Genomic DNA, 25,442 nt, shown 5'->3' with positions numbered 1-25,442 from the left:
GGTGCCATGCGGGAAAACCGCGCGTAATGAGCGCATCGATCCTGCACACTGAGCCGGTGCTACTGACGATCACCACCACTCGCCGACCGGCGACCGACCTCGGATTCCTGCTGTTCAAACACCCCGGCAAGGCGCAGGCGTTCCCCATCTCCGCCGGGACCGCGCACGTGTTCTACCCGCGCGCGGACGACGGCGAATGCACCGCGGCGCTGCTCGTCGAGATCGACCCGATCGCGCTCGTGCGCGGCGGCGGGACCGCGCTCACGCAGTACGTCAACGACCGGCCGTACGCCGCGGGCTCGCATCTGGCTGTCGCGCTGCGGACGGTTTTCGGCACGGCCATGACCGGCCGCTGCGACGCGCTGCCCGAGCTCGCCGCGCAGGCGATCCCGCTGCGGATCCACGTGCCTTCGCTCGCCGCGAGCGGCGGCCCCGAGCTGGTGCGCCGGTTGTTCGAGCCGCTGGGGTGGACGGTCGACGCCGTCGCCGTGCAGCTGGACCCGGAGTTCCCTGACTGGGGTGATTCCCGGTATGTCGACTTGACGCTCACCGGCGAAATTCGGCTGGCGGACGCGTTGAACCACCTGTACGTCCTGCTTCCCGCGCTCGACGGCGCGAAGCACTACTGGATCAGCCAGGACGAAGCCGACAAGCTGCTGCGCGCCGGCGAAGGCTGGCTCGCCGGGCACCCGGAGCACGAGCTGATCACCAGGCGCTATCTGGCGCGCCAGAAGTCCTACGTCAACTACGCGCTGGCACAGCTGGCCGAATCGGGCGAGCTGCCTGACGAGTCCGAGCCGCTGGTCACCGAGGTGCCCGAACGGCCGGAACCGCTGGCCGTACAGCGCGCGAACGGCGTGCTCGCGGTGTTGCGGTCGGCGAACGCGCGGCGGGTGCTGGACCTCGGCTGCGGTGGCGGCGCGCTGCTTCGCGTGCTCCTGAAAGACCCGTCGTTCACCGAGATCGTCGGGCTCGACGTGTCGGCGCGGGCGTTGGACACCGCGGAGCGCCGGCTGAAGCTCGATCGGCTACCTGAGCAGGCACGGACCCGCATCACGCTGCGCCAGTCGGCGCTGACGTACGCGGATCCGTCGCTGGCCGGGTACGACGCCGCCGTGCTCATGGAGGTCATCGAGCACGTCGACGAAGAGCGCCTTCCCGCGCTCGAGCACGCCGTGTTCTCGGTGGCGCGGCCGCACACGGTCGTCGTGACGACACCGAACTCGGAGTACAACGTGCGTTTCGAGTTCCTGCCCGAGGGGACCTATCGCCACAGCGACCACCGGTTCGAGTGGACCAGGTCGCAGTTCGGCGAGTGGGCCGATCGTGTCGCCGGAGAGCACGGCTACCAGGTGCGTCAACTGGCCGTCGGGCCGGTGGACGACGACATGGGCGCGCCGACCCAGATGGCCGTCTTCACCAGCCGAGAGGAGGTCTCCGCATGAAACTGACCATCCCTGATATGTCGCTCGTCGTGCTGATCGGTGCTTCCGGTTCAGGCAAATCGACGTTCGCCCGTGAGCACTTCCCCGCGACGCAGGTGCTTTCGAGCGACTTCTTCCGCGGGCTCGTCTCCGACGACGAGAACGACCAGTCGGCGTCCGCGGAAGCCTTCGACGCGCTGCACTACATCGCGGCCAAACGGCTCACCGCCGGACTGGTGACGGTCATCGACGCGACCAACGTGCAGCGCGCCCCGCGGGCGGCGCTCATCCGCCTGGCCAAGGACCACAACGTGCTCGCGACGGCCATCGTGCTGGACGTGCCCGAGCGCGTTTGCCTGGCACGCAACGAAAGCCGGACCGATCGCGACTTCGGCGCGCACGTGATCCGGCGTCAGCGTGACGACCTGCGCCGCTCGCTGAAGACGTTGCAGAAGGAAGGTTTCCGGCGCGTCCACGTGCTGCGCGGCGAGGAAGAGGTGGCCGCGGCGGAGATCGTCGTCGAGCCGCTGATGAACGACAAGCGCGAGCTGACCGGGCCGTTCGACGTCATCGGTGACGTGCACGGCTGCCGCGAAGAACTCGAAGAACTGCTCGCCGAGCTGGGCTATCACGCAGCGGGCGAGAGTTTGCGGCACCCGGAAGGACGGACGGCGGTGTTCGTCGGCGACCTCGTCGACCGCGGCCCGGACACGCCCGGGGTGCTGCGGCTCGTCATGGCGATGGCCGAGCAGGGCGACGCGCTGGTCGTCTGCGGGAACCACGAACAGAAGCTGGTGCGCGCGCTGCGCGGCAAGAAAGTCCAGCTGTCGCACGGTTTGGCCGAGTCGCTGGAGCAACTGGCGGCGCAGAGCGACGAGTTCCGCGCCAAAGTGGAGGCGTTCTGCGACGGCCTCATCGCGCACTACGTACTCGACGGCGGCAAACTCGTCGTCGCACACGCCGGGTTGCCGCAGCAGTACCACGGCCGCGCGTCGGGACGGGTGCGCAGCGTCGCGCTCTACGGCGACACGACCGGCGAGACGGACGAGTACGGCCTGCCCGTGCGGTATCCGTGGGCGCGAGACTACCGCGGTTCGGCGACCGTCCTCTATGGACACACGCCGATGCCGGAGGTCGAGTGGGTCAACGGAACGCTGTGCCTCGACACCGGGTGTGTGTTCGGCGGGAAGCTGACCGCGCTGCGGTATCCGGAACGGGAAGTCGTCGAGGTCAAGGCGAAGCAGGTCTGGTACGAGCCGACGCGGCCGTTGGTCGCCGAGGTTCCGCAGCGCCGCGAGCCCGCGATCCTGGAGCTCGCCGACGTCACCGGCAAGCGGATCGTGCAGACGAAGCACCACGGCCGGATCGGGGTTTCCGCCGAGCAGTCGGCGGCGGCGCTGGAGGTCATGAGCCGGTTCGCGCTCGACCCGCGCTGGCTCCTCTATCTGCCGCCGACGATGTCTCCGAGTTCGACTTCGCAGCGCGACGGCTATCTGGAACACCCGGAGCAGGCGTTCGAGGATTATCGCGCGGCGGGCGTGGAATCGTTGGTGTGCGAGGAAAAGCACATGGGTTCGCGGGCTGTGGTGCTCGTCTGCCGTGACGAGACGGTCGCGCCGAAACGCTTCGGCATCGCCGGATCGGGTGCGGTTTACACGCGAACGGGCCGCGCGTTCTTCGACTCCGGGCGCAACGGGGAGCTGCTCGACAAGGTGCGCGCGGCGGTGTCGACAGCGGGATTGTGGGACGAGCTCAGATCCGACTGGCTGCTGCTCGACGCCGAACTCCTGCCGTGGAGCGTCAAGGCGGGCGCGCTGATCATGGATCAGTACGCGGCTGTCGGCGCGGCGGCTCAGGCCGCGCTGCCGTCGGCGGTGGCCGAGCTGACCGCGGCGAGTGAACGCGGCATCGACGTGTCGGCGCTGCTGGCACGGACGCGACAGCGGGAAACCGCGGTGGACGCCTACCGCACCGCGTACCGGCAGTACTGCTGGCCGACCGACGGGCTCGACGGGGTGCGGCTCGCGCCGTTCCAGCTGCTGGCGTCGGAGGGCGCGACGCACCACGAGCGGCCGCACTCCTGGCACCTGGCGCTGGCGGAACGGCTCGCCGTCGCGGATCCGGCGCTGTTCAAGGTCACCGAGACGCGGACCGTCGACACCACGGATGCCACTTCGGTGGAGGCGGCGACGCGGTGGTGGGAGGAGATGACCGGTGCCGGGGGCGAGGGCATGGTCGTCAAACCCGCCGGGAACCTGACGCTCGGGGCTCGCGGGCTGGTCCAGCCGGGGGTGAAGGTGCGCGGGCGTGAGTACCTGCGGATCATCTACGGGCCCGACTACACGCTGGAGGAGAACCTCACGCGGCTCCGGGGTCGGAACCTCGGACGGAAGCGGTCGCTGGCGTTGCGTGAGTACGCGCTCGGGCTCGAGGCGTTGGAGCGCGTGGCGCAGGGTGAGGCACTCTGGCGGGTGCACGAATGCGTGTTCGCCGTGCTGGCGATGGAATCGGAACCCGTGGACCCAAGGCTCTGAAGCTGCCATCTGTCGACAGATGGCGATCTCTTAGTAAGTAAGAGACAGCCACCTGTCGACAGATGGCGGACGTTATTTCTCCGACGGAGCCTTGGTTGTTGTTGCCGACGGAGCCTTGGTTGTTGTTGCCGAAGGGGTCTTGGCAGTTGCCGAAGGCTCTTCGGCGGGGGCTTCGGTCTCGTCGGGCTTGTCGAAGCTCTCCGGGACACGCTTGAGGTGCTTCGTCATCGAGCGGACCAGGAACGCGACCGCGATGAGGAACAGCAGCAGGATCAGCAGGCCCACCGGCGAGGACTTGCCGAAGTCCTCACCCTGGCCGCCGTTGTCCCCGTTGCCCGGCTGCTGCGTCAGCACCAGCGCTGCGGACGTCAAGGGCAGTACCGCGAAAACCGGCAAACTCATGTGCCCACCTTCTCCCTGATTCCGGCGAACAGATCGTCCTCCGGGAGAGTGCTGTCCACAAGTGAGCGGACCAGCTCGTACTCCTCTGTCGGCCACGCCTTGCGCTGGAGGTCCAGCGGGACGACGAACCAGCGGCTCGTCGGGTCGATCTGCGTGGCGTGGGCCTTGAGGGCATCGTCACGCAGCTCGAAGTAGTCGGCGCACTCGACGCGGGTGGTGACCCTGTCCATCACGTCGGACTTGTTCGGGTCCCACTTTTCGAGCCACTCCTTGTACGGCGACTCCATGCCGAGACCGGTCAGCAGCTCGTCGAAGGCGACCATGCGAGCGCGGGAGAAGCCGTGCATGTAGTAGAGCTTCAACGGCTGCCACGGCTCACCGGCCTCGGGGAACGCGTCCGGCTCGGGCGCGGCGTCGAACGCGGCCATCGACACCTCGTGGGTGCGGATGTGGTCCGGATGCGGGTAGCCGCCGTTTTCGTCATAGGTCAGGATGACGTGCGGCCGGAACTCGCGGATGACCTTGACCAGCGCTTCCGTCGGCTCCTCGAGCGGGACGACCGCGAAGGAGCCCTCCGGGACCGGGGGCAGCGGATCGCCCTCGGGCAGGCCCGAGTCGATGAAGCCCAGCCAGTGATGCTGCACGCCCAGGATCTTCGCGGCGCGCGCCATCTCCTCGCGCCGGATCGCGGTCATGTTCTCCAGCACCTCGGGCCGGTCCATGGCCGGGTTGAGGATGCTGCCGGCCTCGCCGCCGGTGCAGCTCACCACCATGACCTCGTGCCCTTCGGCGACGTATTTGGCCATGGTCGCGGCGCCCTTGCTCGACTCGTCGTCGGGATGGGCGTGCACCGCCATCAAACGCAGGCGCGGCCTCAGGTCGGATTCCATTCGATCGTCAGATCCCACCATGCGGCTAACGACCCTCTCTTGCTCGATATTCCGGACCCCGTTAACCGGCGCGACACGGCCGCGCGGATACTCGGGAAGTCGACTCGGACACCATTGTCCCCGTAGGTACGACAAGAACGATCGGGAGGCCGGTTTGAGCACCCAGCAGGCCGCCCCGGCGCTGCCCGAAGGCCGCTACGGCTCGGTGCGCGCCGAACGGGCCCCACGCTGGCGACGCTGGGTGTTCACCGGCGTCGCGCTGGTCATCAGTGCCGGCCTGGCGTACGTCGCCTACATCAACCTCGGCAGCACCCCCATCGACGCGCAGCGGGTCGGCTTCGAACCGCGCCCCGGCGACTCGATGCAGATCACCCTGGACGTGACCAGGGACGATCCGGCCAGCCCCGCCGTGTGTGTCGTGCGTGTGCGAGATGTCACGGGCGCCGAGAGCGGCCGCAAAGAGATTCTGATTCCAGCTGGCGGAGACACCAGGAGAGTGAGTAGCGTCATCCGGAGTAGTGGCCAGCCCGTGACGGCAGACGTCTTCGGCTGCTCATACGATGTACCACGGTACCTGTCAAGCCCATAGCGGCCAACGGGGTGAACCGCGCGCTCAACGCCTGTCTGACGGCGAAATGAGCGGCGTCGACTAGTCGCGTCGTGTTACTCTGATCTACCGGCACGGCCCAAGACGGGCCGTGTTTTTCCTTTATCTCAGCCGCGCTGGCGCGCCATGCCCGCGTGGCAGCCGGCTTGTATACCCAAGCCTGGCAGGCCCAACGAGGAGATGGTGACCGTGAGCGACACACAGGTGACCTGGCTGACCCAGGATGCCTACGACAGGCTCAAGCACGAGCTCGACGAGATGATCGAGAATCGTCCGGTCATTGCTGCGAAGATCAACGACAGCCGCGAAGAGGGCGACCTCAAGGAAAACGGTGGCTACCACGCGGCACGCGAAGAGCAAGGTCAGCAGGAAGCCCGGATCCGGCACCTGCAGGAGCTGCTTCGCGCGGCCAAGGTCGGCGAAGCGCCCAAGAACGACGGTCTCGCAGAGCCGGGCAAGATCCTGACGGTCCGTTACGAGGGCGACGACCAGGACGAGAAGTTCCTGCTCGCGACCCGCGAAGAGGGCGCCGAAGGAAAGCTGGACGTGTACTCACCGGATTCGCCGCTCGGCCGGGCGCTGCTCGGCGCCAAAGAGGGCGAGACCCGCGAGTACTCCCTGCCCAACGGCAGCATCCAGAAGGTCACCCTCGTGAAGGCAGTGCCTTACACGACCTGACCTCCACACCCTTGAAGAGCGCCCGGCCGGTCCACACTCCGGCCGGGCGCTCTTTTTGGTTTGACAAGCACTCTTTTGGTTTGCTGGTGAGCACGAACACCCTGGGAGGACGTATGAGTAGCGAACCGATCTGCCTCGCGTGCGGTATGCAGTACGCCGAGCCTCGGGACAACTGTCCCGTTTGCCAGGACGAGCGTCAGTACATACCCGCAGCTGGCCAGCGCTGGACCGACCTCGACACCCTGCGCGCCGGCGACTACACCCCGCGCATCGAAGAACAGGGCGACGGCATCATCGGCGTCGGCAGCCAGCCGGGCTTCGCCATCGGCCAGCGAGCGCTGCTGGTCAAGGCCGAATCCGGCAACTTCCTCTGGGACTGCGCCGCGTACCTGGACGATGAGCTCGTCAAGCAGGTCGAGGCACTGGGCGGCATCACCGGCATCGCGATCAGCCACCCGCACTACTACACGACGATGGTCGAGTGGGCCCGCGCCTTCGACGCCCCCGTCTACCTGCACGAAAACGACGAGCAGTGGATCGGCAGACCGGACCCGTCGATCAAGCTCTGGAGTGGCCTCACCCAGGAAGTCGCCCCGGACCTGACGCTCATCAACCTCGGCGTCCACTTCGCCGGAGGCACCGTCCTCCACTGGCGGGACGGCGAACAAGGCAAAGGCGCGCTGCTCAGCGGCGACATCCTGCAGGTGATCCCCGACCGCCGTTTCGTGGGTTTCATGTACAGCTACCCGAACCTCATCCCCGAACGCCCGGAAATCGTCCGGCGCGCCGCGGAACTCCTGGAGCCCTACCAATTCGACGCCATCTACGGCGCCTGGTGGGACGCCATTGTCAAATCAGACGGTCACGAAACAGTCCAACGCTCCGCCCACCGCTACCTCTCCCACACCTTGCCGCTGCCGGCCTAACCCCCTTAATCCCAACAGCCAACCCAGTCACGCCACCTCGAGTCGAGACTTGCGTGGCCAACCACAAACCCAGTCAGCTTTCAAATAAGACGAGAGCACGCTAAGTCCCGGGCTACCGCAGTAATCCCGTTGGGCGGCAGGCGAAAAAACCATAGCGCGCGCCCTCTTTTGGCCGAAGGCCCACGGTTTCGCGGCGGCAGGGCGCATACAACAAAACCGCGAGTTCCGCACCTGGTCACGCCCTGGCGACGCGAAACCGTCAGCGCGCGGGGCCGCCGAAACACAGTGATGCCGCGCCAACCTCGAGACCGCAATGAACGGACCGTTCCTACCAAAAACCGCAAGGAAAGGTCCGTTCATTGCACGGCTAACCCAGCCATAACCAGCCATAACCACCCAAAGCACGCGTCGTTCAGGGCATCCCACGACGCGCCCAGCCAACCCCATCACCCACCCAAAGCGGTCCGCTCCAACAAAGGCCGAACCCGCGGCGGCACCGGCGTCGACAACGCGATAGAAGTCGAAGTCCTCAAAACGTTCGGCACACTAACCACGTCATCGATAACCCGCTGCAAATCGTCGTTGTCCCGCGCCACCATCCGCACGAACAAATCCCCTTGCCCGGTAGTCGCATGCACCTCACAGACCTCATCGATCGCCGCCAGCGCCTCCGCAACGCCGGCCCGCTGCCCCTGCGCGATCTCCAACACCGCGAACGCCGTCAACCCGTACCCCATCGCCGCCAGATCCAACTCCGGCGGAAACCCGCCCAGCACGCCACGAGCGCTCAGCTTGTCCAGCCGAGCCTGCACGGTTCCCCGTGCCACACCCAATCGCCGCGCGCACTCCAGCACTCCGAGCCGTGGTGAGTCCGTCAGCAGGAGCAGCAATCGCGCGTCCAGCTCGTCGAAGGTCTCGTCAGCCATGCGACTCCCTACGCAGAATGTCCAGTTTGACCGGCGGCAGCCGGGTTGGGCTACGCAACTTGACCAGCAAAATCAGGGCCTGTTGCCCATCTTGCCCTACGCGCGCATTCTTCGGCTATGACGCACACACTGGATCCCAAGGGTGCCCTGGACGACGTCAGCTATGACCAGCTGCGTCAGCTGGTCGGGCTCGTCGATCACGACGCTTCGACGGACCCGTTCCCGGTCAAGGCCATGGACGCGGTCGTTTTCATCGCGGGCAACGCCACGCAGACGGCTTGGTTCTACCAAGTCGCGTTCGGCATGCAGCTCGTCGCCTACTCCGGCCCCGAGACCGGCGACTTCGACCGTAAGTCGTTCGTCCTCAAGTCCGGGTCGGCGCGGTTCGTCATCACCGGCGGTGTGCGTCCCGGCTCCGAGCTCCTCGACCACCACCGCCGGCACGGCGACGGCGTCATCGACCTGGCGCTGGAAGTGCCCGATGTGGACAAGTGCGTCGAGCACGCGCGTTCGCAGGGCGCGACGATCCTCGAAGAGCCGCACGACGTTTCCGACGCGCACGGCACCGTGCGCCGGGCCGCGATCGCGACCTACGGCGAGACCCGCCACTCGCTGGTCGACCGGTCGAAGTACACCGGCCCGTATCTCCCCGGCTTCGAAGCACGCGAAAGCACGATCAAGCGGCCCGAAGGCGCGCCCAAGCGGCTTTTCCAGGCTGTCGACCACTGCGTCGGCAACGTCGAGCTCGGCAAGATGGACTACTGGGTCGACTGGTACCACCGGGTCATGGGCTTTGTGAACATGGCGGAGTTCATCGGCGACGACATCGCGACCGACTACTCGGCACTGATGAGCAAGGTCGTCTCGAACGGCAACCACCGGGTGAAGTTCCCCCTCAACGAGCCGGCGATCGCCAAGAAGAAGTCGCAGATCGACGAGTACCTCGAGTTCTACGGCGGCGCGGGCTGCCAGCACATCGCGCTGGCCACCAACGACATCATCGGCACGGTAACCGCGATGCGCGAGGCCGGTGTCGAGTTCCTGGACACCCCGGACTCCTACTACGACGACCCCGAGCTGCGTGAGCGGATCGGTGAGGTCCGGGTGTCGATCGAGACGCTCAAGGCGCACCGGATCCTGGTCGACCGGGACGAGGACGGTTACCTGCTGCAGATCTTCACCAAGCCCATCGGCGACCGCCCGACGGTGTTCTACGAGCTCATCGAACGGCACGGCTCGCTCGGTTTCGGCAAGGGCAACTTCAAGGCCCTCTTCCAGGCGATCGAGCGCGAACAGGAGCGCCGCGGCAACCTCTGATCACCACCCGAAGGGCCCGTCGGACAAATATTGTCCTGACGGGCCCTTCGTGCCATCTTGGGCCAATCGGGGAAACTTCGGTCGCCCTGGAACCGGTGGCGAGCCCGATCCGTCACTGTGAAGAGTCAGCGACAAGATGGGGGAAGGGTCCTGATGCCCGACAGCGTCGACGCCAGCGAGCAGCTGGTGGACAACTGGACGAAACAGATCCAGGAGAGCGCCGCTCGCTACCAGGCCATGGCCGAACGCGTCCAGGGGCAATCCGTCACCGAGCGTTCCAAGGACGGCTCGGTACTGGTGACGGTCAACTCGAAGGGACTGTTGACCAATCTCGCCATCGCCGAGGGCGCCGGCGGCAAACGGATGGCCGAAGTCTCCGGTGAGATCATGAAACTGGTGCAGCTCGCCCAGTCCCGGATCCCGGCGCTGCTCGAACAGGCGATGGCGGAGACCATCGGCACCCAGGACCAGACGGCGAACACCATGCTCGCGGAAGCGTCCAGCACGTTCCCCGCGCCACCGCCGGACACCGAGCCGCCAGCACTCCAGCGTGACCTGCGGTTCGTTCCCGAGGACGAGGAACCACCGCCGCCGAGGCCGCCGGTCCCGCCGACGCCTCCGCCGGGGTTCCCGCCCCGGCCCCAGTCGCAGAACGCGCCACCGCCACGACGGCGTCCCGTGAGGGATGACGATGACGACGACTTCGGCGGACCCATCCTTTCCTGACCTTTCGCACCTTCCGAGGGGGAGACACCATGACCGCAGGCGGCTTCGAGATCGGCGCCGACCTCAACGCGCACGCCAGCCAGCTCGACGGGGTCACCGACTCCCTGCGCCAGGCCGTGGACGCGGCCAACCAGGTCAGCATGCCCACCGACGCGTACGGCATCCTCTGCCAGCCGTTCCGGATGCTGCTCGATCCGGTCGAGCAGTTCGGCGTCGACGCGCTGACCAAAGCGGTGGAAGCCATGGAGTCGGTCGCGGAAAGCGCCAGGACGGCCGCGAAGGGCTACCAGGCGGTTGAGGACGACATCGCCGGCACGTTGAAGTCGGGTGGTCAGTGATGCCTGACGGGAATCCCCTTGTCGCGGCGGCACCTCAGGACGGAAACGGCCCCGGCCCGCTGACGGCGGGCAACGGCGACTACGGCTACGCGGGCGGGATCGGGATCGCCGAATCGGCGATGGACTCGTTCAACGGCATCAAGGACGGCGACTGGGTCGGCGGCGGCCTCGGCGTGCTGAGCCTGGCCGGGGAAGCCGCGAGCGCGGCGATCGACCCGTTCGGCTACCTGATGTCCTCGGTGGCGTCGTTCCTGATGGAGCACATCCAGCCGCTGAAGGACATGCTCGACTCGCTCGCGGGTGACCCGCCGGTGATCCAGTCGTACTCCGAGACCTGGGCGAACGTCGCCAAGTCGCTGGAGGAATCGCAGGTCACCTATGCCAACGCGGTGAAGAACGGGACAGCGGGCTGGACGGGCTCCGCGGCGGACGCGTATCGCAAGCAGGCCACCGAACAGGCCGACGCGATCGCCGGCGCCGCAACGGCCGCCAGCACGATCAGCACCGTCGTGATGATCATGGGCGAGGTCGTCGCGTTCGTCCGCGAGTTCGTCCGGCAGCTGATCGCGGATCTGATCGGCAAGCTGATCTCGTGGGTCATGGAGACGGTGTTCTCCCTCGGTTTCGGCACGCCCGTGGTGGTGGCGCAGGCTGTCACCGCGATCTCGGCGTGGGCGGTGCGGATCGCGGACAAGCTGAAGGACCTGCTGGAGACGATCCGGCGGGTTTCGCCGCTGCTCGGCAAGCTGGGCGACGTGTTCGCGAAGATCATCAAGATCCTGGGCAAGATCGCGGGCAAGGTCACCGGGCTCGACGTGGTCAGCACGAAGAGCATCAAGGGCAGCGGTTTCGCGACGCGCGGCGGTGGGGGCAGCGGCGGCGGCAGTCATGGCGGCGGCACCGACGGGCCGGACGGCGACGGCGGTTCCGGCAGTGGCGACGGCGGTTCCGGTACTGGGGACGGTGGTTCGGGTAGCGGGGACAGCGGTTCCGGCACGGGCGATAGCGGTTCCGGTGGCGGGGATTCCGGTGGCGGCAACGGTTCCGGGCAGAACGGCGCCGGTGATGGTTCGTCCGCCGGCAGCGGCGGTCCGGACACACCTTCCAGTACTCGCACGGATACCGGCAGCGGAGACAGCCCATCGGGCACCCGTAGCGGTGACGGCTCACCCAGCAATGTCCGTGACGGCAACGGTTCCCCGGCCCGTGGCGGCGATTCCTCTTCTCCCGCAGGCGATGGCGGTTCGCCGAGCCCGGCGGGCGACAGCTCACCGAGCCCGGCGCGCGGCGATTCTCCAAGCCACGCAGGCGATAGCGGTTCGCCGACGCCGACCCGCGCGGGTAGTGACTCGCCCAGTCACGCGGGCGACAGCTCACCCAGCCCGGCCCGCGATGGCGGTGGTTCCCCAAGCCCGGCGCGCAGCGCGGATTCTCCAAGCCACGCAGGCGATGGCTCTCCAAGCCACGCGCGCGATAACTCACCCAGCCCGGCGCGCAGCGCGGATTCCCCAAGCCACGCAGGCGACAGCTCCCCGAGTCCCGCTCGCGACAGCGGCGGCTCACCGAGCCACGCGGGCGACAACTCACCGAGCCGCGGCGCCGATTCGCCCAGCCACGCCGGGGACAGCTCACCCGGTCCGGCACGAGCGGGCGACGCGCCGAGTCACAGCGGTTCGCCGTCGCACGCGGGCGACGGTTCACCCGCTCCCAGGTCCGACAGCGGCGCACCTTCCCGGCCCGCCGACAGCACGACGTCCGCCAGCGGCCTGGCCCCGTCGCCGACACCGCGGACCGGTGATCCCGGCTCGCCGATGCCGTCACAGCGCGGTGGTGGCGGCGACGGTTCGCCGTCCGGTATCCCGCCTCAGGGTCAGCCCATGGCCGGTGGCATGCCACCCGGTGGCGCACCAGGCGGCGCTCCCGGTGGCACACCAGGCGGCCGCGCACCCGCGAGCGGCTGGACGGGCACGCCCGGAAGTCCTGGCGCGCCAACGCCTCGCACCCCGGACACACCTGGTCCACGCACCCCGGACACCCACGCCCCGCGCACCCCGGATCCCGTCGCGCGCGGCCCGCAGGCCCCGGCCCACACCGCTTCAGGAACGCACGGCCCCGGCAACCGCCCCGGCGGTACCGGACCCGGCCACACCGGGCCTGGCCACACCGGTCCCGACGGGAACGGCCCCGGCGGCCCGCACCGCGACACCCCCGACGGCGGCTCACCCGGTGACCCAGACGGTTCCCCGCACCACCACCAGCCCGAGCGACTGACGCCGGACGAGGTCAACCAGCGTCATTCGGAGGGCACCCCGGCGGGCAGCTCGTACCACCGCGCCGACCCCGACATGGGCGATCTGCCGCACCGCGTCCAGCCGGACCCGGACGGCCGCTACACCGTCGACGTGCACGTCACCCCGGACGGCCACGCACGGATCGGGAACCAGCACTACACCCCCGAAGAGTTCGCGGACATCCTGCGGCGCAACGGGGATTACGACGGCCGTCCCATCCGGTTGATCGGCTGTGACGCGGGGTCCAACGACTTCGCGAAGCGGCTCTCACGCGAGCTCGACACCGAAGTCATGGCACCGAGCAAGCCCGCGTGGACCGACTCGAACGGCCGGGTCTTCTCGTCGGACTACGAAGTCGGCCCGGACGGCAAGATGCGGCCCAAGATCCCGCCGAACGGCGAATGGGACGTGCATTCCCCCGACGGCACCGCGCGCCGGGCGAGCGACGACGGCTTCACGCCGGACACGCACCACGCCGACAAGCAGGACGTCGACGTGGACAGCGCGCGGGACCGCGGCAAGGACTTCCCGTCACCGCACGACATCGAGGGCGGCTGGCAGGAACCGCCCCACACGCGGGTGCACGAACCGAACCCGCTGCATCTGGAGCCGGGCGAACGGTTCTACGACCCGTCGAACCCGCGTCCGCTCGAGCCGGACACGAAGTACGAGATCACCGACTCCACCGGCCGGAAGTCGACGTTCTACACCGACGGAACACCGCCGCCCGACACCCGGATCACCCATGTCGACGCCACGGCACCCAACACCAACCTCGGCAACGATCCCTTCACGCCGGTCGGCAACCCGGACGCGAACCACCTGCTGCCCGAAACCGACTACCGGGTCGACACCGGCGATGGCCGTTTCGAATTCCACACCGACGACGCCGGCTCGCCGGTGCTGGACATCGACAGTTTCGATCCGCCGCCGAACCCGACCCCGCAGCCGGTCGTGCGCGACTGGGATCCCTCGCGCAACGGCGACGGCCCGTTCAGCAACAGGCCACCGGAAAGCCTCGAGCCCAACAGCGTCTACCACGTGTACTCCACGGACGCGCAAGGCAACGACGTCTGGCACGGCACGTTCTACACCGCCCAGGACCCGCCGCCGCGGTTCACCCATATCGAGACCTGGCCCGACAACTCGCACGGCCGGGTGGTGAACCCGGAGACCGGCGACATCCACACCATGCGCGACACCCACGCCGGCCGTCCCGAGGGACTTCCCTTGCCGGGAGCGAAATACAAGATCGGTGACCACACCTATCACACGGACGCGCACGGCAACTCGGCCGTTTCGTACGAGCCGGACTACAGCAGCCCCACCGAACCCCGGGGTGACACGCGGGCGCAGACGCGGACCGGGGCGATCGGCCAGCTCGAACACGGCGGCACCTACCGTGGCGGGCACAGCGCCGATCACGCGACCCAGGCCGCCCGTGGGCGGGTCGCGGTCGCGCCGGAGCCGTTCAGCCAGAACAATCACTCGGGCAACCCGGACAACTGGGCGCAGCACGAGACCAACCGTCACACGATCGACCGCCAAGGCGCGACCTTGGGGCAGGAGCGGATCTACTACGACCCGCCGTCGGCACCGAATACGGAGACCCCGGACCGGAAACATTCCATGTCGGAGAGAATCGCCCCGGACGGCACCCGCACGCACAGTTACAGGAGCTTCGTAGATGTCCCCAACCCAGCCCCCGTCACCCCACCACCCCCCGCCGCCCCCGCCACCCCTTGACGCGGCGCAGGAAGACCAGCTGATCCAGCAGATCGGCGCGCGGGTGCTGCAGGGCGCGCCGCCGGGCTGGCGGCGGATCGACGTCAAGGTCACGATGGCCACGATGGTCGACGACATCGCGCTGACCGTGATCATGGAAGACGGCAGCAGCCCGCCGCCCGAGCCGCCGCCGGACATCAAGGCCGAGCTGGTCGCGCTCCGCCAAGGCATGTACCAGCCCGGCCGCGGCACCTGGCTTTCGCTGCGGCTCATCCTCGACCCGCCGGGTTCCTACGTCGCGCACTACAACTTCGACTACGACCCGCTGTGGGACCCGCCGGTGCCACCCGTCGTCTACCAGCGGGACCTCGAGGCCTTCCCGCGCGACACGGAACACCTGCCCGCCTGGTACCTGGCACGGATGCAAGAAGGGGCTGAAAACGCGTGACGAGTCCGTCGAGCTCCGGTGACGCGGGGCAGGACAAGATCCTGAACGAGATCGCCGGTCAGTTGAAGCATCTCCTGCCACCCGGCTGGGAATACGCCCAGCTCAAATACAGCGCGCTGGGGAACCACGAGGAGATCGCGGGACTGGTGCATTCGGTGACGGGCGCGATGTCGGCGTGGCGGCCGCCCGAGGTCATCTCCGAGCTGTTCCGCGAGCTTCGCGCCGTTTCGGCGAATCCCGTCACCGGCACCTGGCTGACCGCGGTTTTCGAGATGAAGCATCCCGAGGCGTTCAAGGCCACCTTCAACGGCGTGGAGCGGCCCGACTTCCGGAACCCGGTGCCCGCCGACGCCTTCGCCGAGGAGCTGCGGCTCTTCCCGCGCACGCCGGAGAACATCCCGGACTGGTTGCGCGACGGCGGTTCCTGACCCGCTGCATCGCTAGGACCTGGAATCGCGCAGGACTCTGAAAGGATCGAGGAGATGAGCCAGCCCCCTGTACCGCTGAACGCCGATCAGCAGCGGCAGCTCGTCGGGCAGGCGGGGCAGGCGCTCGTCGTCGCCCTGCCGCCGGGCTGGCGTCAGATCCGGGTCGAGTACCGCGCGGTCGGCCGCCATGTGGAGGCCGACGTCGTCGTCACGGGCCCGGACGGGACTCCGCGTCCGGTGCCGCCTCCGCCGGAGGTCCTGCGGCTGCTGGGCGTCCTGCGGACGGGGATGTACCAGCCCGGGCGCGGTACCTGGCTCGGCGCGGTGCTGGTGTTCGGCCCGGCCAACGTGCTCAGCGCCGACTACCAGCCCGACGTCGAGCCGCGCTGGCGCCGGCCGCCACCGCCGATCGGTTTCCAGGACGAGCTGCGGTTCTTCCCCCGGGCCGAGCAGTTCGTCCCGCCGTGGCTGCGGCAGCGAGCCGCGCCGGCCCCGGTACTGACCGCCACGCCGCCCGCCGAAGCCGCCGAGGACCTGCGCACGCCGCGGGTCTACGACGGACTCGACGAGTCCGGCCGTCCGGTCGTCAACCGGGAACCGTTGCAGGCGGCCGAAAAGGAGCGTGTGCTCGAGTACCTCGACGGCGCGCCGGTGGTGCTCGCCTCCAGGACCTACGACACCGACGCGTTCGACCCGGAGCGGACCGACGTGGTGCCGCTGAACTTCCGCACCGACGGCAGCTGGCTCTGGCCCGGCGCTGTGGCGTACTACCTGCGCGAGCACGAAGTCGCCCCGGATCCGGAGCTGCTCACGCATATCCGCGCGCTGCGCTTCACCATGCCCGAGGTGGACGAGCCCGCCAGGGAACTCGCACTGGCCGCCATCACCGGTGACACTGCGTCCTAAACGACTTCGAAGCCCGCTTTCTGGAGCGCGGTGGTGACGTTGGCGCAGTGCTCGGGACCGCGGGTTTCCAGTGCCAGCGCCACTTCCACTTCGCCGATGGCGAGCGTGCCGGAGATGCGGGAGTGCTGGACGTCGAGCACGTTCGCGCCGAGCGCGCTCACGTTCGAAAGCACGGACACCAGCGAACCCGGCCGGTCGGGCACGCGCAGCCGCAGCTTGAAGTAGCGGCCGCCGGCGGACATCCCGCGCTGGATGATCTGCAGCAGGAGCAGCGGGTCGACGTTGCCGCCGGACAGGATCGCGACGATCGGGGTCCGGAACGCGCCCGGGTGTTCGATCATCGCGGCGACGGCGGCCGCCCCGGCGGGTTCGACGACGAGTTTCCGGCGTTCCAGGCAGAGCAGCACGGCCTGCGACAGCGATTCCTCGGTGACCGTCACGATTTCGTCGACCAGTTCGGCGACGTGGGCGTAGCTGACCGGACCGGGCGAGCCGACGGCGATCCCGTCGGCCATGGTGGGGGTTTCGCTCAGCCGCACCGGTTCGCCCGCCGCCAGCGACGCCGGGAACGCGGCCGCCTGCTCGGCCTGGACGCCGACCACGCGGACGTCCGGCCGCCACGCCTTGACCGCCGCCGCGACCCCGCTGACCAGGCCTCCGCCGCCGGTGGCGACGAGGATCGTGGCCACCTCGGGCACCTGTTCGAGGATCTCCAGCCCGACAGTGCCCTGCCCGGCGATGATGTCCGCGTGGTCGAACGGGTGGATGAACACCGCCCCGGTGCGCTCGCTGAACGCGATCGCCTCCGCGAGGGTCTCCTCCAGCAGCGCGCCGTGCAGGTGGACCTCGGCGCCGTAGCCCCTGGTCGCGGCCAGCTTCGGCAGTGGCGCGCGCTGTGGCATGAACACCGTCGCCTTGGTGCCGAGCAGCGACGAAGCCAGCGCGACGCCCTGCGCGTGGTTGCCGGCGCTCGCCGCGACGACCCCGCGCGACCGCTCTTCGTCGGTCAGGCCGTGGATGCGGGTGTACGCGCCCCTGATCTTGAACGAGCCGGTCCGCTGGAGGTTCTCGCACTTGAGGTACACCGCGCCGCCGTGGAGCGTCTCCAGGTCCCTGGCGTGCTCCATCGGGGTCTTGCGGACCACTCCTTCGAGCAGCTTGCGTGCCTGCTCGATCTGCTCGATGTTGACCAGTCGCATGCCCCGGATGATGCCACCCGCGACCGAGCCATGTAACGCGCAGGTAAGCCAGGTACGCTTGAACCGGGCAACGTCCGAGGCTCAGGGAGAAACCATGGCACGGGGGCACGAAACGCGCGTCTTGCGGCGGGTTCGCGCCGCCCGCGCGGCCGGGTTGCTGCCGCTGGTCGCCGCTCTGACGTCCGCCGCCGCGCTCACCGGCGCCGCCGTGTACACCGTGGACAGGGCGAGCTGCGGGGATCCGGCCCAGTACATCCGGCACGACAACCACGTCGAACTCGTCGGCGGCTGCGTGAACACCGCGGACCTGCCCGCCGTGACCGCGCCCGACGAGCTCCGTTCGTTCCCGGCGCCCGGCGAAGTCCAGCACGGCAACTACCGCCCGTAGGACTCGCTCACCACCGCAAAACGCTATGAACGGACCGTTCCTCTCAGTTTTTGAGAGGAACGGTCCGTTCATGTCACTTCGGGACTGCCGCGGGACCTAGCCCAGGGCGGTGCGGAGGTCGTTGATCAGGTCGGTCGAGTCCTCGATGCCGACCGAGAGCCGCAGCAGGTCCTCGGGGACCTGCAGGGTGGAGCCCGCGGTGCTGGCGTGGGTCATCCGGCCGGGGTGCTCGATGAGCGATTCGATGCCGCCCAGCGACTCGGCGAGGATGAACAGCTTGGTGCGCGCGGCGACGTCCAGTGCGGCCTGCTCGCCGTCGACGTGGCTGAAGGAGACCATTCCACCGAAGCGGCGCATCTGCTTCGCGGCGATCTCGTGGCCGGGGTGCTCGGCCAGGCCCGGGTAGTAGACCTTCGAGACCTTCGGGTGCGACTTGAGCATCTGGACAATGAGCTCGGCGTTGTCGGAGTGCCGTTCCATGCGCAGCGCGAGGGTCTTGATGCCGCGCAGGGTCAGCCACGCGTCGAACGGGCCCGGGACCGCGCCCGCGGCGTTGCGCAGGTAGAAGAGCTGGTCCCGCACCTCGTCCTCGTTGGTGACGACCGCGCCGCCGACCACGTCGGAGTGTCCGCCGAGGTACTTGGTGGTCGAGTGCACGACGATGTCCGCGCCCAGCGCGAGCGGGGTCTGCAGGTACGGCGTGGCGAAGGTGTTGTCGACGACCAGCCGGGCGCCGGCTTCGTGCGCGACACCGGCGAGAGCCGCGATGTCGGCGATGCCCAGCATCGGGTTGGTCGGTGACTCGCACCAGATCAGCTTCGTCTCGGGCCGGATCGCGGCGCGGACCTCGTCGACGTTGGCCAGGTCGGCGACGGTGTGCTCGACACCCCAGAGGCTCAGGACCTTGTCGATCAGCCGGAACGTACCGCCGTACGCGTCGTTGCCGAGCACGAGGTGGTCGCCGGGCTTCAGCAGGCTGCGGAGGATGACGTCACTGGCCGCCATGCCGGACGAGAACGCGACCGTGTGCCGTCCGCCTTCGAGCGCCGCGAGCGCCTGCTCGAGCGCGGTGCGGGTGGGGTTCGCGGTGCGGGAATATTCGTAGTCGCCTTCACGCGTCCCGCCGACGCCGTCCTGCGCGTACGTCGAGGTCTGGTAGATCGGCACGATCACCGCGCCGGTCCTCGGGTCAGGCGCCTGACCAGCATGGATAGCGCGTGTCTCGAAGCCCAGAGCGGAGTAGTCGTCAACCATGCCATCCAGCGTACGGTCCCATCCCAGCCGTCCCGCCAGGTGGGATGGAGATCACCACTACGGCTGCGGCAGCGGCGAAGCGGGCTCGGCTTGGCCGACCCAGCGCGCTGTCGACTTCGCGAGCGCCAGCACCGGCGTCACGATCGCCGGGATGGCTGTGATCACGAGCGCCGCCCAGCCGCTGATGCCGGCAACCTCCGAGGTTTCGACGAAGGTGACCCCGTCGGCGATCAGCACCAGCGCGCCCGACATGGCGCACAGTAAGAGCGCGAACGCGCAGCCGAGGATCGTCGACAGCCGGCCGGCCGGCTTCTTCAGGAACAGCCCGATCCCGCCGGTGACAAGGCAGGTCGCGGCTGCCGCGCACAATCCAGCGAAGATGATGACGAAGATACCGGTAGCGCCGACGGCCATGCCGACGATCGCCGCGCCCAGGCTGACCAGGTACCAAAGACCGCCGAGGATCGCGAGTACCCCGGCCGTGATCGCCGTACCGCCGCCAGGCCGCGGGGACGCCCCCGGAAATTGCTGATATGTCATGACTACTTTCCCCCAAGGAAAGACCCGAGACGTCGACAAACGCACGGGAAAGAATCGTGAAAAAGCACGTGAAGAATTGCGCGTCACCAACTGCGCGGCGGATAAACCTGCGCTTGTGCGCCGTAAGCCTCCGGAATGGGCCGCCGATACCGGAGGTAGCGGAAGGTCGGCGGGATGACCGCGAGGAGGAACAGCACCGGGCTGACCACGAGCGATGCGACCCCGATGATCGCGCCGAGGTCTTCGAACCCGAAGAGGTATTTGAAGTAGACGTCGTATTTCCCGTCGAGGGCGACCAGCGGCTCGGCGAGGATCACCGCGATGGTCAGCAGCGAGCCGATCAGCAACAGGATTCCCCCGGCGAAGGACCGGAAAAACGTCGCCAGCGCACCGATCAAGAGCAGCAGGGCCGTCACGAGGTAGACGCCGAGGAGGACGAGGACCTCGCCCGGGAGGTCGCCGATGCTGTAGCCCGACGGGATGCTGATGAAGGTGTGGATCGGCACGTAACCGGTCATGGCCGCGAGGACGAGACCGAGGATCGCGGCGAGGACGGCCGTCACGCCGCTGGGCCGCGGCTCGTGCGGCTGGCCGTACCCGTAGGCGGCACCCGGTTGCTGGGCCTGATACCCGTAAGGACCTGTCACGACGCCCCTATCAACCGAATGCGGAATTCCCGGGTCACCTTATCCCGCTGAACGGTGCAATGGAGCGTGTTCGGAACAGACGGGCAGAAAAAAGTGATGCCCCCGGCCGGAAAGGCCGGGGGCATCACTTCAAGTGATCAATTCACCACTGCTGCTGGGGCGGCTGACCGTATCCCTGCTGCGGCGGCTGGCCGTACTGACCAGGCTGACCGGGTTGCCCCGGCTGGCCGGGCTGGCCCTGCGGCGGCTGGCCGTAGGGGTTGGGCTGGCCGTACTGACCCGGCTGTGGCTGACCCGGCTGTGGCTGACCCGGCTGCGCGAATCCGCCACTGGACGGGTCCTGCCCACCGGGCTGGCCGAACTGACCCGGCTGGCCCTGCGGGGGCTGGCCGTACGGACCGGGCTGACCCGGCTGGCCGAAGCCCTGCTGCGGCTGACCCGGCTGCGGGAAACCACCGCTCGACGGGTTCGGGCCACCGGGCTGGCCGTACGGACCAGGCTGACCCGGCTGACCCGGCTGGCCGAAGCCCTGCGGGGGCTGGCCGTACGGGCCGGGCTGGCCGGGAGGCGGGAAGCCGCCGCTCGGCGGGCCACCGAAACCACCGGGGCCACCAGGACCGCCACCGAGCGCGGAACCGCCGCCACCGAGGCCGACGAACTGCGCCGTCGCCGGGATGAGGCCCAGCACGCCCACGACGAGGATCAGAACACCGAAGATCAGGTAGATCGTGCCGGTGCCGATGCTGGTCTCGCTGGAACCGGCGGCCTGGGCCTTGAACTCCGCAGAGGCCGTCGTGCCGGAGATGACCAGGATGGCGCCGACCAAGAGCAAAACGCCACCGGCCGCGGTCACGATCGGAGCGAGCTTCTTGATCGTGCCGCCGAGCTTGCCGGACAGCGCGAGCGCGACACCACCGGCGAGACCGGCGAGGGCGCCCAGTGCGACCAGGATGATGTAGAACCACAGCGACCCCGGCGAAGCCAGGCCCGACCGGTCGAGGAAGTCCTGCAGCGCCGCGGCATTAGGTGCTTTGTCCAGCGCAGTCGAGTAGGTGCTGATGTCGCCCATGTCGACGAACGAGAAGATCAGGGCGACGAGACCGAGCAGCGCCACCAGGCCGCCGGCGAGGTAGCCGAACAGCGCGTTGCCACCGGAAGCGCCGACCGGAGGGCCGCCGAACTGCGGCGGACCGCCGAAGCCCTGCGGGGGCGGACCGAAGCCACCGGGCTGCTGGCCCTGCGACGGGTCGAACCCGCCGGGCTGGCCGAACTGCCCGGGCTGGCCGAAGCCACCCTGCTGCGGCTGGCCGAACTGTCCCGGCTGGCCGTATCCGGGCCCGCCGAACGCGCCCGGGTTGTCCGCCGCGCTGGGCGGCGGGGCGTAAGGAATGGCACCCTGCGGCTGGGAACCCGGGGGCACCAGCTGCGTCGACTCGCCGGGAGGCGTTTCGCCGCTACCGGGGTGGTTCACCATCTGCGTGGCGTTGGGGTCGGTCTCGTTCTGCGGGCGGCCCGGCTGCACGACCTGGGTCGGCTCGGGGGTGTCGCCGAACTGCGAATCGCCGAACGGGGGCTGCCCGTACTGCGGCGGCTGCGGCTGACCCGGCTGAACGACCTGCGTCGGTTCCGGGGAACCGAACGGGTTGTCATCCTGTGGTTGTGAACCACTTTGGGGGCCCTGCGGTGGCTGCCCGCCACCCCACGGCTGGTTCGGTGGCTGCGGAGCACTCATTTGGGTACTGAACCCCCTTGACGCGGACATGAAAGTACGACTCGCGTCACACGCTATCGGATAGCCGGTCAGGGCGCTCAGAACGCCCCGACCGGTCACACGATGGATCGAGGACTAACGACCGGCGAGGAAGCCCAGCAGGTCGTGCCGCGTGACGACGCCCGCGGGCTTGCCGTCGAACAGAACCAGCGCGCCATCGGCCTCCGACAACGCTTTCATCGCCGAACTGACCTGCTCACCGGCGCCGATCGTCGGCAGCGGCGGGGACATGTGCTTGTCCAGCCGGTCCGCCAGCTGTGCCTTCCCGGTGAATAACGCGTCCAGCAGATCGCGCTCGTTCACCGCGCCGACGACCTCGGCCGCCATCACCGGTGGTTCGGCGCTGACCACAGGCATCTGGCTGACGCCGAACTCGCTGAGGATCGCGACCGCCTCGGCGACGGTTTCGTTCGGGTGCGTGTGCACGAGGTTCGGCAGGGAGCCGCTCTTCTTGAGCAGCACGTCGCCGACCGTGGCGCCGCTGGAGTCCGGCGGCAGGAAGCCGTAGGAGGACATCCAGTCGTCGTTGAAAACCTTGGTGAGGTAACCGCGGCCGCCGTCGGGCAGCAGCACGACGATGACGTCTTCGGGGCCGCAGCGTTCGGCGAGCTTCAGCGCGGCGGCGACGGCCATGCCGCACGAGCCGCCGACGAGCAGGCCCTCTTCGAGCGCGAGGCGGCGCGTGATGTCGAACGAGTGCGCGTCGGAGATCGCGATGATCTCGTTGGCGATCTCACGGTCGTAGGTGGCGGGCCAGAAGTCCTCGCCGACGCCCTCGACCAGGTACGGCCTGCCGGTGCCGCCGGAGTACACCGAGCCCTCCGGGTCCGCGCCGACGACCTGGACCCGTCCGTCGCTGACCTCCTTGAGGTAGCGGCCGGTGCCGGAGATGGTGCCGCCGGTGCCGACGCCCGCGACGAAATGCGTGATGCGGCCTTCGGTCTGCTTCCAGATCTCCGGGCCGGTGGAGCGGTAGTGGCTCTCGGGGTTCTCCGGGTTCGAGTACTGGTTCGGCTTCCAAGCACCCTCGATCTCACGGACCAGGCGGTCGGAGACGTTGTAATAGGAGTCCGGGTGCTCCGGTGCGACCGCCGTCGGGCAGACGACGACGCGGGCGCCGTACGCCTTGAGCACGTTGCGCTTGTCCTCGCTGACCTTGTCCGGGCAGACGAAAACGCACTTGTAGCCCTTGCGCTGGGCGATCATGGCGAGGCCGACACCGGTGTTGCCGGAGGTCGGCTCGACGATCGTGCCGCCGGGCCGCAGCTCGCCGGAGCGCTCGGCCGCTTCGATCATGCGCAGCGCGATGCGGTCCTTGACGCTGCCGCCGGGGTTGACGTACTCGACCTTGGCCAGCACGAGCGGCTGTAGCCCCTCGGCCAGCGCGTTCAGTTTGACCAGCGGGGTGTTGCCCACGAGGTCGGAGATGTGCTCGACATATTCCACACTTGGAGGGTAATCGAACGCGCAGCGTGTTTCGGGTCGCGTTCGGGTTTGCCGCGCGCGCCGGAAGCGGCAAGATGAGGTGAACGACCGCTTAGTACAGTGCGTGAGATACAAGGGAGTGTCCGCTATGCCCGAAGCCGTGATCGTCTCCACCGCCCGTTCCCCGATCGGCCGCGCCGGCAAGGGATCGCTGGTGAGCATGCGCCCCGACGACCTCGCCGTGCAGATGGTCCGGGCGGCGCTGGACAAGGTGCCCGAGCTGAACCCGGCCGACATCGAAGACCTGATGCTCGGGGTCGGCCTGCCCGGTGGCGAGTCCGGTTTCAACATGGGACGCGCCGTCGCCGTCGAACTCGGCTATGACCACCTCCCCGGTTGCACGATCACGCGCTACTGCTCGTCGAGCCTGCAGACCACCCGCATGGCGCTGCACGCGATCAAGGCAGGCGAGGGTGACGTGTTCATCTCCGCCGGTGTCGAGACCGTGTCGCGCTTCGCCAAGGGCAGCTCCGACTCCTGGCCGGACACGCACAACCCGCTCTTCGCCGACGCCGAAGCCCGCACGGTCGCCACCGCGGGCTCGGGCACCGACACCTGGACCGACCCGCGCGAGACCGGCGACGTGCCGGACGTCTACATCGCGATGGGCCAGACCGCGGAAAACCTCGCCCGCATCAAGAACGTCTCACGGGAAGAGATGGACGAATTCGGCGTCCGCTCGCAGAACCTCGCGGAGAAGGCGATCGCGGACGGGTTCTGGGCCAAGGACATCACCCCGGTCACCCTGCCCGACGGCACCGTGGTGGAGAAGGACGACGGCCCGCGCGCCGGCGTCACCATCGAAGGCGTTTCCGGGCTGAAGCCGGTTTTCCGCCCCGACGGCCGCATCACCGCCGGTAACTGCTGCGCGCTCAACGACGGCGCCGCCGCGCTGATCATCATGTCCGACACCAAGGCCAAGGAACTCGGCATCACCCCGCTCGCGCGCGTGGTGTCCACCGGCGTCACCGGCCTTTCGCCGGAGATCATGGGCTACGGCCCGGTCGAGGCGTCGAAGCAGGCACTCGCGCGGGCAGGCATGAGCATCGGCGACATCGACCTCGTCGAGATCAACGAAGCGTTCGCCGCGCAGGTCATCCCGTCCTACCAGGACCTCGGCGTCGACCTCGACCGGCTGAACGTCAACGGCGGCGCGATCGCCGTCGGCCACCCGTTCGGCATGACCGGCGCGCGCATCTCCTCGACGCTGATCAACTCGATGCAGCACCACGACAAGCAGTTCGGCCTCGAGACCATGTGCGTCGGCGGCGGCCAAGGCATGGCACTGGTCCTGGAACGCCTCTCCTAGACCCCGCACGACCGCTATGAACGGACCCTTCCTACCGAAAAACACAAGGAACGGTCCGTTCATTGCACGGCTGAGCCGGACGAGCCATCGCGAGCTGTGCCCGCCCAAGGCGCCCACGCCCCGGCCCCAAAGTGGCATTAATGGACCTTTCATCTCGATTTTTGAGATGAAAGGTCCATTAATGCCACGGGAAAGCCAGGACGGGACCGGGCAGGCAACGCCGGGACGCCGAGGACGGGACCATTACCCCAAAGCGGCGTTGGGGGCACAGGATGCCCCCAAC

Annotated in this window: 23 protein-coding genes; 14 read left to right on the top strand and 9 right to left on the bottom strand. The window is 68.5% G+C overall.

The annotated features are described in order from the left end of the window. Positions 1-56: 56 nt before the first annotated feature. Positions 57-1,445 carry a 3' terminal RNA ribose 2'-O-methyltransferase Hen1 gene (locus tag VGP60_RS00345; RefSeq protein WP_327545789.1) on the top strand — a complete coding sequence of 463 codons (1,389 nt, stop codon included), beginning with the start codon at positions 57-59 and terminating at the stop codon, positions 1,443-1,445. Then, the gene (locus tag VGP60_RS00340) at positions 1,442-3,958 is read left to right on the top strand and encodes a polynucleotide kinase-phosphatase (protein ID WP_327545763.1); all 2,517 of its coding nucleotides are present in this window, start codon (positions 1,442-1,444) and stop codon (positions 3,956-3,958) included. The genes VGP60_RS00345 and VGP60_RS00340 overlap by 4 nt, the downstream gene beginning before the upstream one ends. 72 nt (positions 3,959-4,030) lie before the next feature. Here VGP60_RS00340 and VGP60_RS00335 read toward each other — a convergent pair whose 3' ends face one another. Continuing rightward, positions 4,031-4,360, bottom strand: coding sequence for a hypothetical protein (locus VGP60_RS00335; protein WP_327545762.1), 330 nt, complete (start codon positions 4,358-4,360; stop codon positions 4,031-4,033). Beyond that, positions 4,357-5,271, bottom strand: a complete 915-nt coding sequence (gene mca / locus VGP60_RS00330) for a mycothiol conjugate amidase Mca (RefSeq protein ID WP_327545761.1) — start codon at positions 5,269-5,271, stop codon at positions 4,357-4,359. Before mca ends, VGP60_RS00335 begins: the two co-directional genes overlap by 4 nt. A 133-nt stretch (positions 5,272-5,404) precedes the next feature. Between mca and VGP60_RS00325 the strand changes: the two genes are divergently transcribed. The 3 genes from VGP60_RS00325 (at position 5,405) to VGP60_RS00315 (ending at position 7,461) form a co-directional block, all read left to right on the top strand. Next, on the top strand, positions 5,405-5,839 hold the full coding sequence (locus tag VGP60_RS00325) for a DUF4307 domain-containing protein (protein WP_327545760.1): 435 nt from the start codon (positions 5,405-5,407) through the stop codon (positions 5,837-5,839). Positions 5,840-6,037: 198 nt separating this feature from the next. After that, complete coding sequence (greA, locus tag VGP60_RS00320; RefSeq protein WP_327545759.1) at positions 6,038-6,535, top strand: transcription elongation factor GreA; 498 nt, start codon at positions 6,038-6,040, stop codon at positions 6,533-6,535. 113 nt (positions 6,536-6,648) lie between these two features. Beyond that, entirely contained in the window at positions 6,649-7,461 is an 813-nt protein-coding gene (locus VGP60_RS00315) for an MBL fold metallo-hydrolase (RefSeq protein WP_327545758.1), read from the top strand. A 446-nt stretch (positions 7,462-7,907) separates the two neighbouring features. Here the strand turns inward: VGP60_RS00315 and VGP60_RS00310 are convergent, their stop codons facing one another. Then, positions 7,908-8,387 carry an Lrp/AsnC family transcriptional regulator gene (locus VGP60_RS00310; protein WP_327545757.1) on the bottom strand — a complete coding sequence of 160 codons (480 nt, stop codon included), beginning with the start codon at positions 8,385-8,387 and terminating at the stop codon, positions 7,908-7,910. Positions 8,388-8,504: 117 nt separating this feature from the next. Between VGP60_RS00310 and hppD the strand changes: the two genes are divergently transcribed. The 7 genes from hppD (at position 8,505) to VGP60_RS00275 (ending at position 16,566) form a co-directional block, all read left to right on the top strand. Further along, the gene (hppD, locus tag VGP60_RS00305; protein ID WP_327545756.1) at positions 8,505-9,704 is read left to right on the top strand and encodes a 4-hydroxyphenylpyruvate dioxygenase; all 1,200 of its coding nucleotides are present in this window, start codon (positions 8,505-8,507) and stop codon (positions 9,702-9,704) included. A gap of 153 nt (positions 9,705-9,857) precedes the next feature. Beyond that, positions 9,858-10,430 (top strand): YbaB/EbfC family nucleoid-associated protein, encoded by a 573-nt coding sequence (locus VGP60_RS00300; RefSeq protein WP_327545755.1) that lies wholly within the window; start codon positions 9,858-9,860, stop codon positions 10,428-10,430. Positions 10,431-10,459: 29 nt separating this feature from the next. Continuing rightward, complete coding sequence (locus tag VGP60_RS00295) at positions 10,460-10,768, top strand: type VII secretion target (RefSeq protein ID WP_327545754.1); 309 nt, start codon at positions 10,460-10,462, stop codon at positions 10,766-10,768. Then, the gene (locus VGP60_RS00290; protein WP_327545753.1) at positions 10,768-14,805 is read left to right on the top strand and encodes a hypothetical protein; all 4,038 of its coding nucleotides are present in this window, start codon (positions 10,768-10,770) and stop codon (positions 14,803-14,805) included. The genes VGP60_RS00295 and VGP60_RS00290 overlap by 1 nt, the downstream gene beginning before the upstream one ends. Continuing rightward, positions 14,747-15,232, top strand: a complete 486-nt coding sequence (locus tag VGP60_RS00285) for a hypothetical protein (RefSeq protein WP_327545752.1) — start codon at positions 14,747-14,749, stop codon at positions 15,230-15,232. Before VGP60_RS00290 ends, VGP60_RS00285 begins: the two co-directional genes overlap by 59 nt. Further along, positions 15,229-15,660, top strand: coding sequence for a hypothetical protein (locus VGP60_RS00280; protein WP_327545751.1), 432 nt, complete (start codon positions 15,229-15,231; stop codon positions 15,658-15,660). The genes VGP60_RS00285 and VGP60_RS00280 overlap by 4 nt, the downstream gene beginning before the upstream one ends. Positions 15,661-15,714: 54 nt before the next feature. Next, a complete protein-coding gene (locus VGP60_RS00275) occupies positions 15,715-16,566 on the top strand; it encodes a ferredoxin (protein ID WP_327545750.1) in 852 nt (283 codons plus the stop codon). Here VGP60_RS00275 and ilvA read toward each other — a convergent pair. Continuing rightward, on the bottom strand, positions 16,563-17,765 hold the full coding sequence (gene ilvA / locus VGP60_RS00270) for a threonine ammonia-lyase (RefSeq protein WP_327545749.1): 1,203 nt from the start codon (positions 17,763-17,765) through the stop codon (positions 16,563-16,565). The two genes, VGP60_RS00275 and ilvA, sit on opposite strands and share 4 nt — an antisense overlap. 94 nt (positions 17,766-17,859) lie before the next feature. Here ilvA and VGP60_RS00265 point away from each other — a divergent pair, with 94 nt between their 5' ends. After that, entirely contained in the window at positions 17,860-18,153 is a 294-nt protein-coding gene (locus tag VGP60_RS00265) for a hypothetical protein (RefSeq protein ID WP_327545748.1), read from the top strand. Between the two features lie 96 nt (positions 18,154-18,249). Here the strand turns inward: VGP60_RS00265 and VGP60_RS00260 are convergent, their stop codons facing one another. The 5 genes from VGP60_RS00260 to VGP60_RS00240 all read right to left on the bottom strand — a co-directional run bounded on the left by VGP60_RS00260 (position 18,250) and on the right by VGP60_RS00240 (position 23,811). Then, entirely contained in the window at positions 18,250-19,407 is a 1,158-nt protein-coding gene (locus VGP60_RS00260) for a cystathionine gamma-synthase (protein ID WP_327545747.1), read from the bottom strand. 57 nt (positions 19,408-19,464) lie between these two features. Beyond that, on the bottom strand, positions 19,465-19,947 hold the full coding sequence (locus VGP60_RS00255; protein WP_327545746.1) for a hypothetical protein: 483 nt from the start codon (positions 19,945-19,947) through the stop codon (positions 19,465-19,467). 83 nt (positions 19,948-20,030) lie between these two features. Further along, positions 20,031-20,594 (bottom strand): hypothetical protein, encoded by a 564-nt coding sequence (locus VGP60_RS00250; protein WP_327545745.1) that lies wholly within the window; start codon positions 20,592-20,594, stop codon positions 20,031-20,033. Between the two features lie 142 nt (positions 20,595-20,736). Further along, positions 20,737-22,326: a hypothetical protein gene (locus VGP60_RS00245; RefSeq protein ID WP_327545744.1), complete on the bottom strand. Its 1,590-nt coding sequence runs from the start codon at positions 22,324-22,326 to the stop codon at positions 20,737-20,739. Between the two features lie 114 nt (positions 22,327-22,440). After that, positions 22,441-23,811, bottom strand: coding sequence for a cystathionine beta-synthase (locus VGP60_RS00240; protein WP_327545743.1), 1,371 nt, complete (start codon positions 23,809-23,811; stop codon positions 22,441-22,443). Between the two features lie 127 nt (positions 23,812-23,938). On the opposite strand from VGP60_RS00240, the gene VGP60_RS00235 reads away from it, so the two are divergent. Further along, positions 23,939-25,159 (top strand): acetyl-CoA C-acetyltransferase, encoded by a 1,221-nt coding sequence (locus VGP60_RS00235; protein WP_327545742.1) that lies wholly within the window; start codon positions 23,939-23,941, stop codon positions 25,157-25,159. Positions 25,160-25,442 lie beyond the last annotated feature (283 nt).

Origin of the sequence: Amycolatopsis sp. (assembly GCF_036008905.1) — a bacterium.
Classification (GTDB): Bacteria; Actinomycetota; Actinomycetes; order Mycobacteriales; family Pseudonocardiaceae; genus Amycolatopsis.
Note: the sequence above shows the minus strand (reverse complement) of the source record. Positions and strands in the feature narration are given on the sequence as shown.

Coding starts and splice junctions, on each gene's coding strand:
- VGP60_RS00340 (WP_327545763.1), top strand. CDS start 1,442: ATGAAACTGACCATCCCTGATATGTCGCTCGTCGTGCTGATCGGTGCT.
- VGP60_RS00335 (WP_327545762.1), bottom strand. CDS start 4,360: ATGAGTTTGCCGGTTTTCGCGGTACTGCCCTTGACGTCCGCAGCGCTG.
- mca (WP_327545761.1), bottom strand. CDS start 5,271: ATGGTGGGATCTGACGATCGAATGGAATCCGACCTGAGGCCGCGCCTG.
- greA (WP_327545759.1), top strand. CDS start 6,038: ATGGTGACCGTGAGCGACACACAGGTGACCTGGCTGACCCAGGATGCC.
- VGP60_RS00315 (WP_327545758.1), top strand. CDS start 6,649: ATGAGTAGCGAACCGATCTGCCTCGCGTGCGGTATGCAGTACGCCGAG.
- VGP60_RS00310 (WP_327545757.1), bottom strand. CDS start 8,387: ATGGCTGACGAGACCTTCGACGAGCTGGACGCGCGATTGCTGCTCCTG.
- hppD (WP_327545756.1), top strand. CDS start 8,505: ATGACGCACACACTGGATCCCAAGGGTGCCCTGGACGACGTCAGCTAT.
- VGP60_RS00300 (WP_327545755.1), top strand. CDS start 9,858: ATGCCCGACAGCGTCGACGCCAGCGAGCAGCTGGTGGACAACTGGACG.
- VGP60_RS00295 (WP_327545754.1), top strand. CDS start 10,460: ATGACCGCAGGCGGCTTCGAGATCGGCGCCGACCTCAACGCGCACGCC.
- VGP60_RS00290 (WP_327545753.1), top strand. CDS start 10,768: ATGCCTGACGGGAATCCCCTTGTCGCGGCGGCACCTCAGGACGGAAAC.
- VGP60_RS00285 (WP_327545752.1), top strand. CDS start 14,747: ATGTCCCCAACCCAGCCCCCGTCACCCCACCACCCCCCGCCGCCCCCG.
- VGP60_RS00275 (WP_327545750.1), top strand. CDS start 15,715: ATGAGCCAGCCCCCTGTACCGCTGAACGCCGATCAGCAGCGGCAGCTC.
- ilvA (WP_327545749.1), bottom strand. CDS start 17,765: ATGCGACTGGTCAACATCGAGCAGATCGAGCAGGCACGCAAGCTGCTC.
- VGP60_RS00265 (WP_327545748.1), top strand. CDS start 17,860: ATGGCACGGGGGCACGAAACGCGCGTCTTGCGGCGGGTTCGCGCCGCC.
- VGP60_RS00260 (WP_327545747.1), bottom strand. CDS start 19,407: ATGGTTGACGACTACTCCGCTCTGGGCTTCGAGACACGCGCTATCCAT.
- VGP60_RS00255 (WP_327545746.1), bottom strand. CDS start 19,947: ATGACATATCAGCAATTTCCGGGGGCGTCCCCGCGGCCTGGCGGCGGT.
- VGP60_RS00245 (WP_327545744.1), bottom strand. CDS start 22,326: ATGAGTGCTCCGCAGCCACCGAACCAGCCGTGGGGTGGCGGGCAGCCA.
- VGP60_RS00235 (WP_327545742.1), top strand. CDS start 23,939: ATGCCCGAAGCCGTGATCGTCTCCACCGCCCGTTCCCCGATCGGCCGC.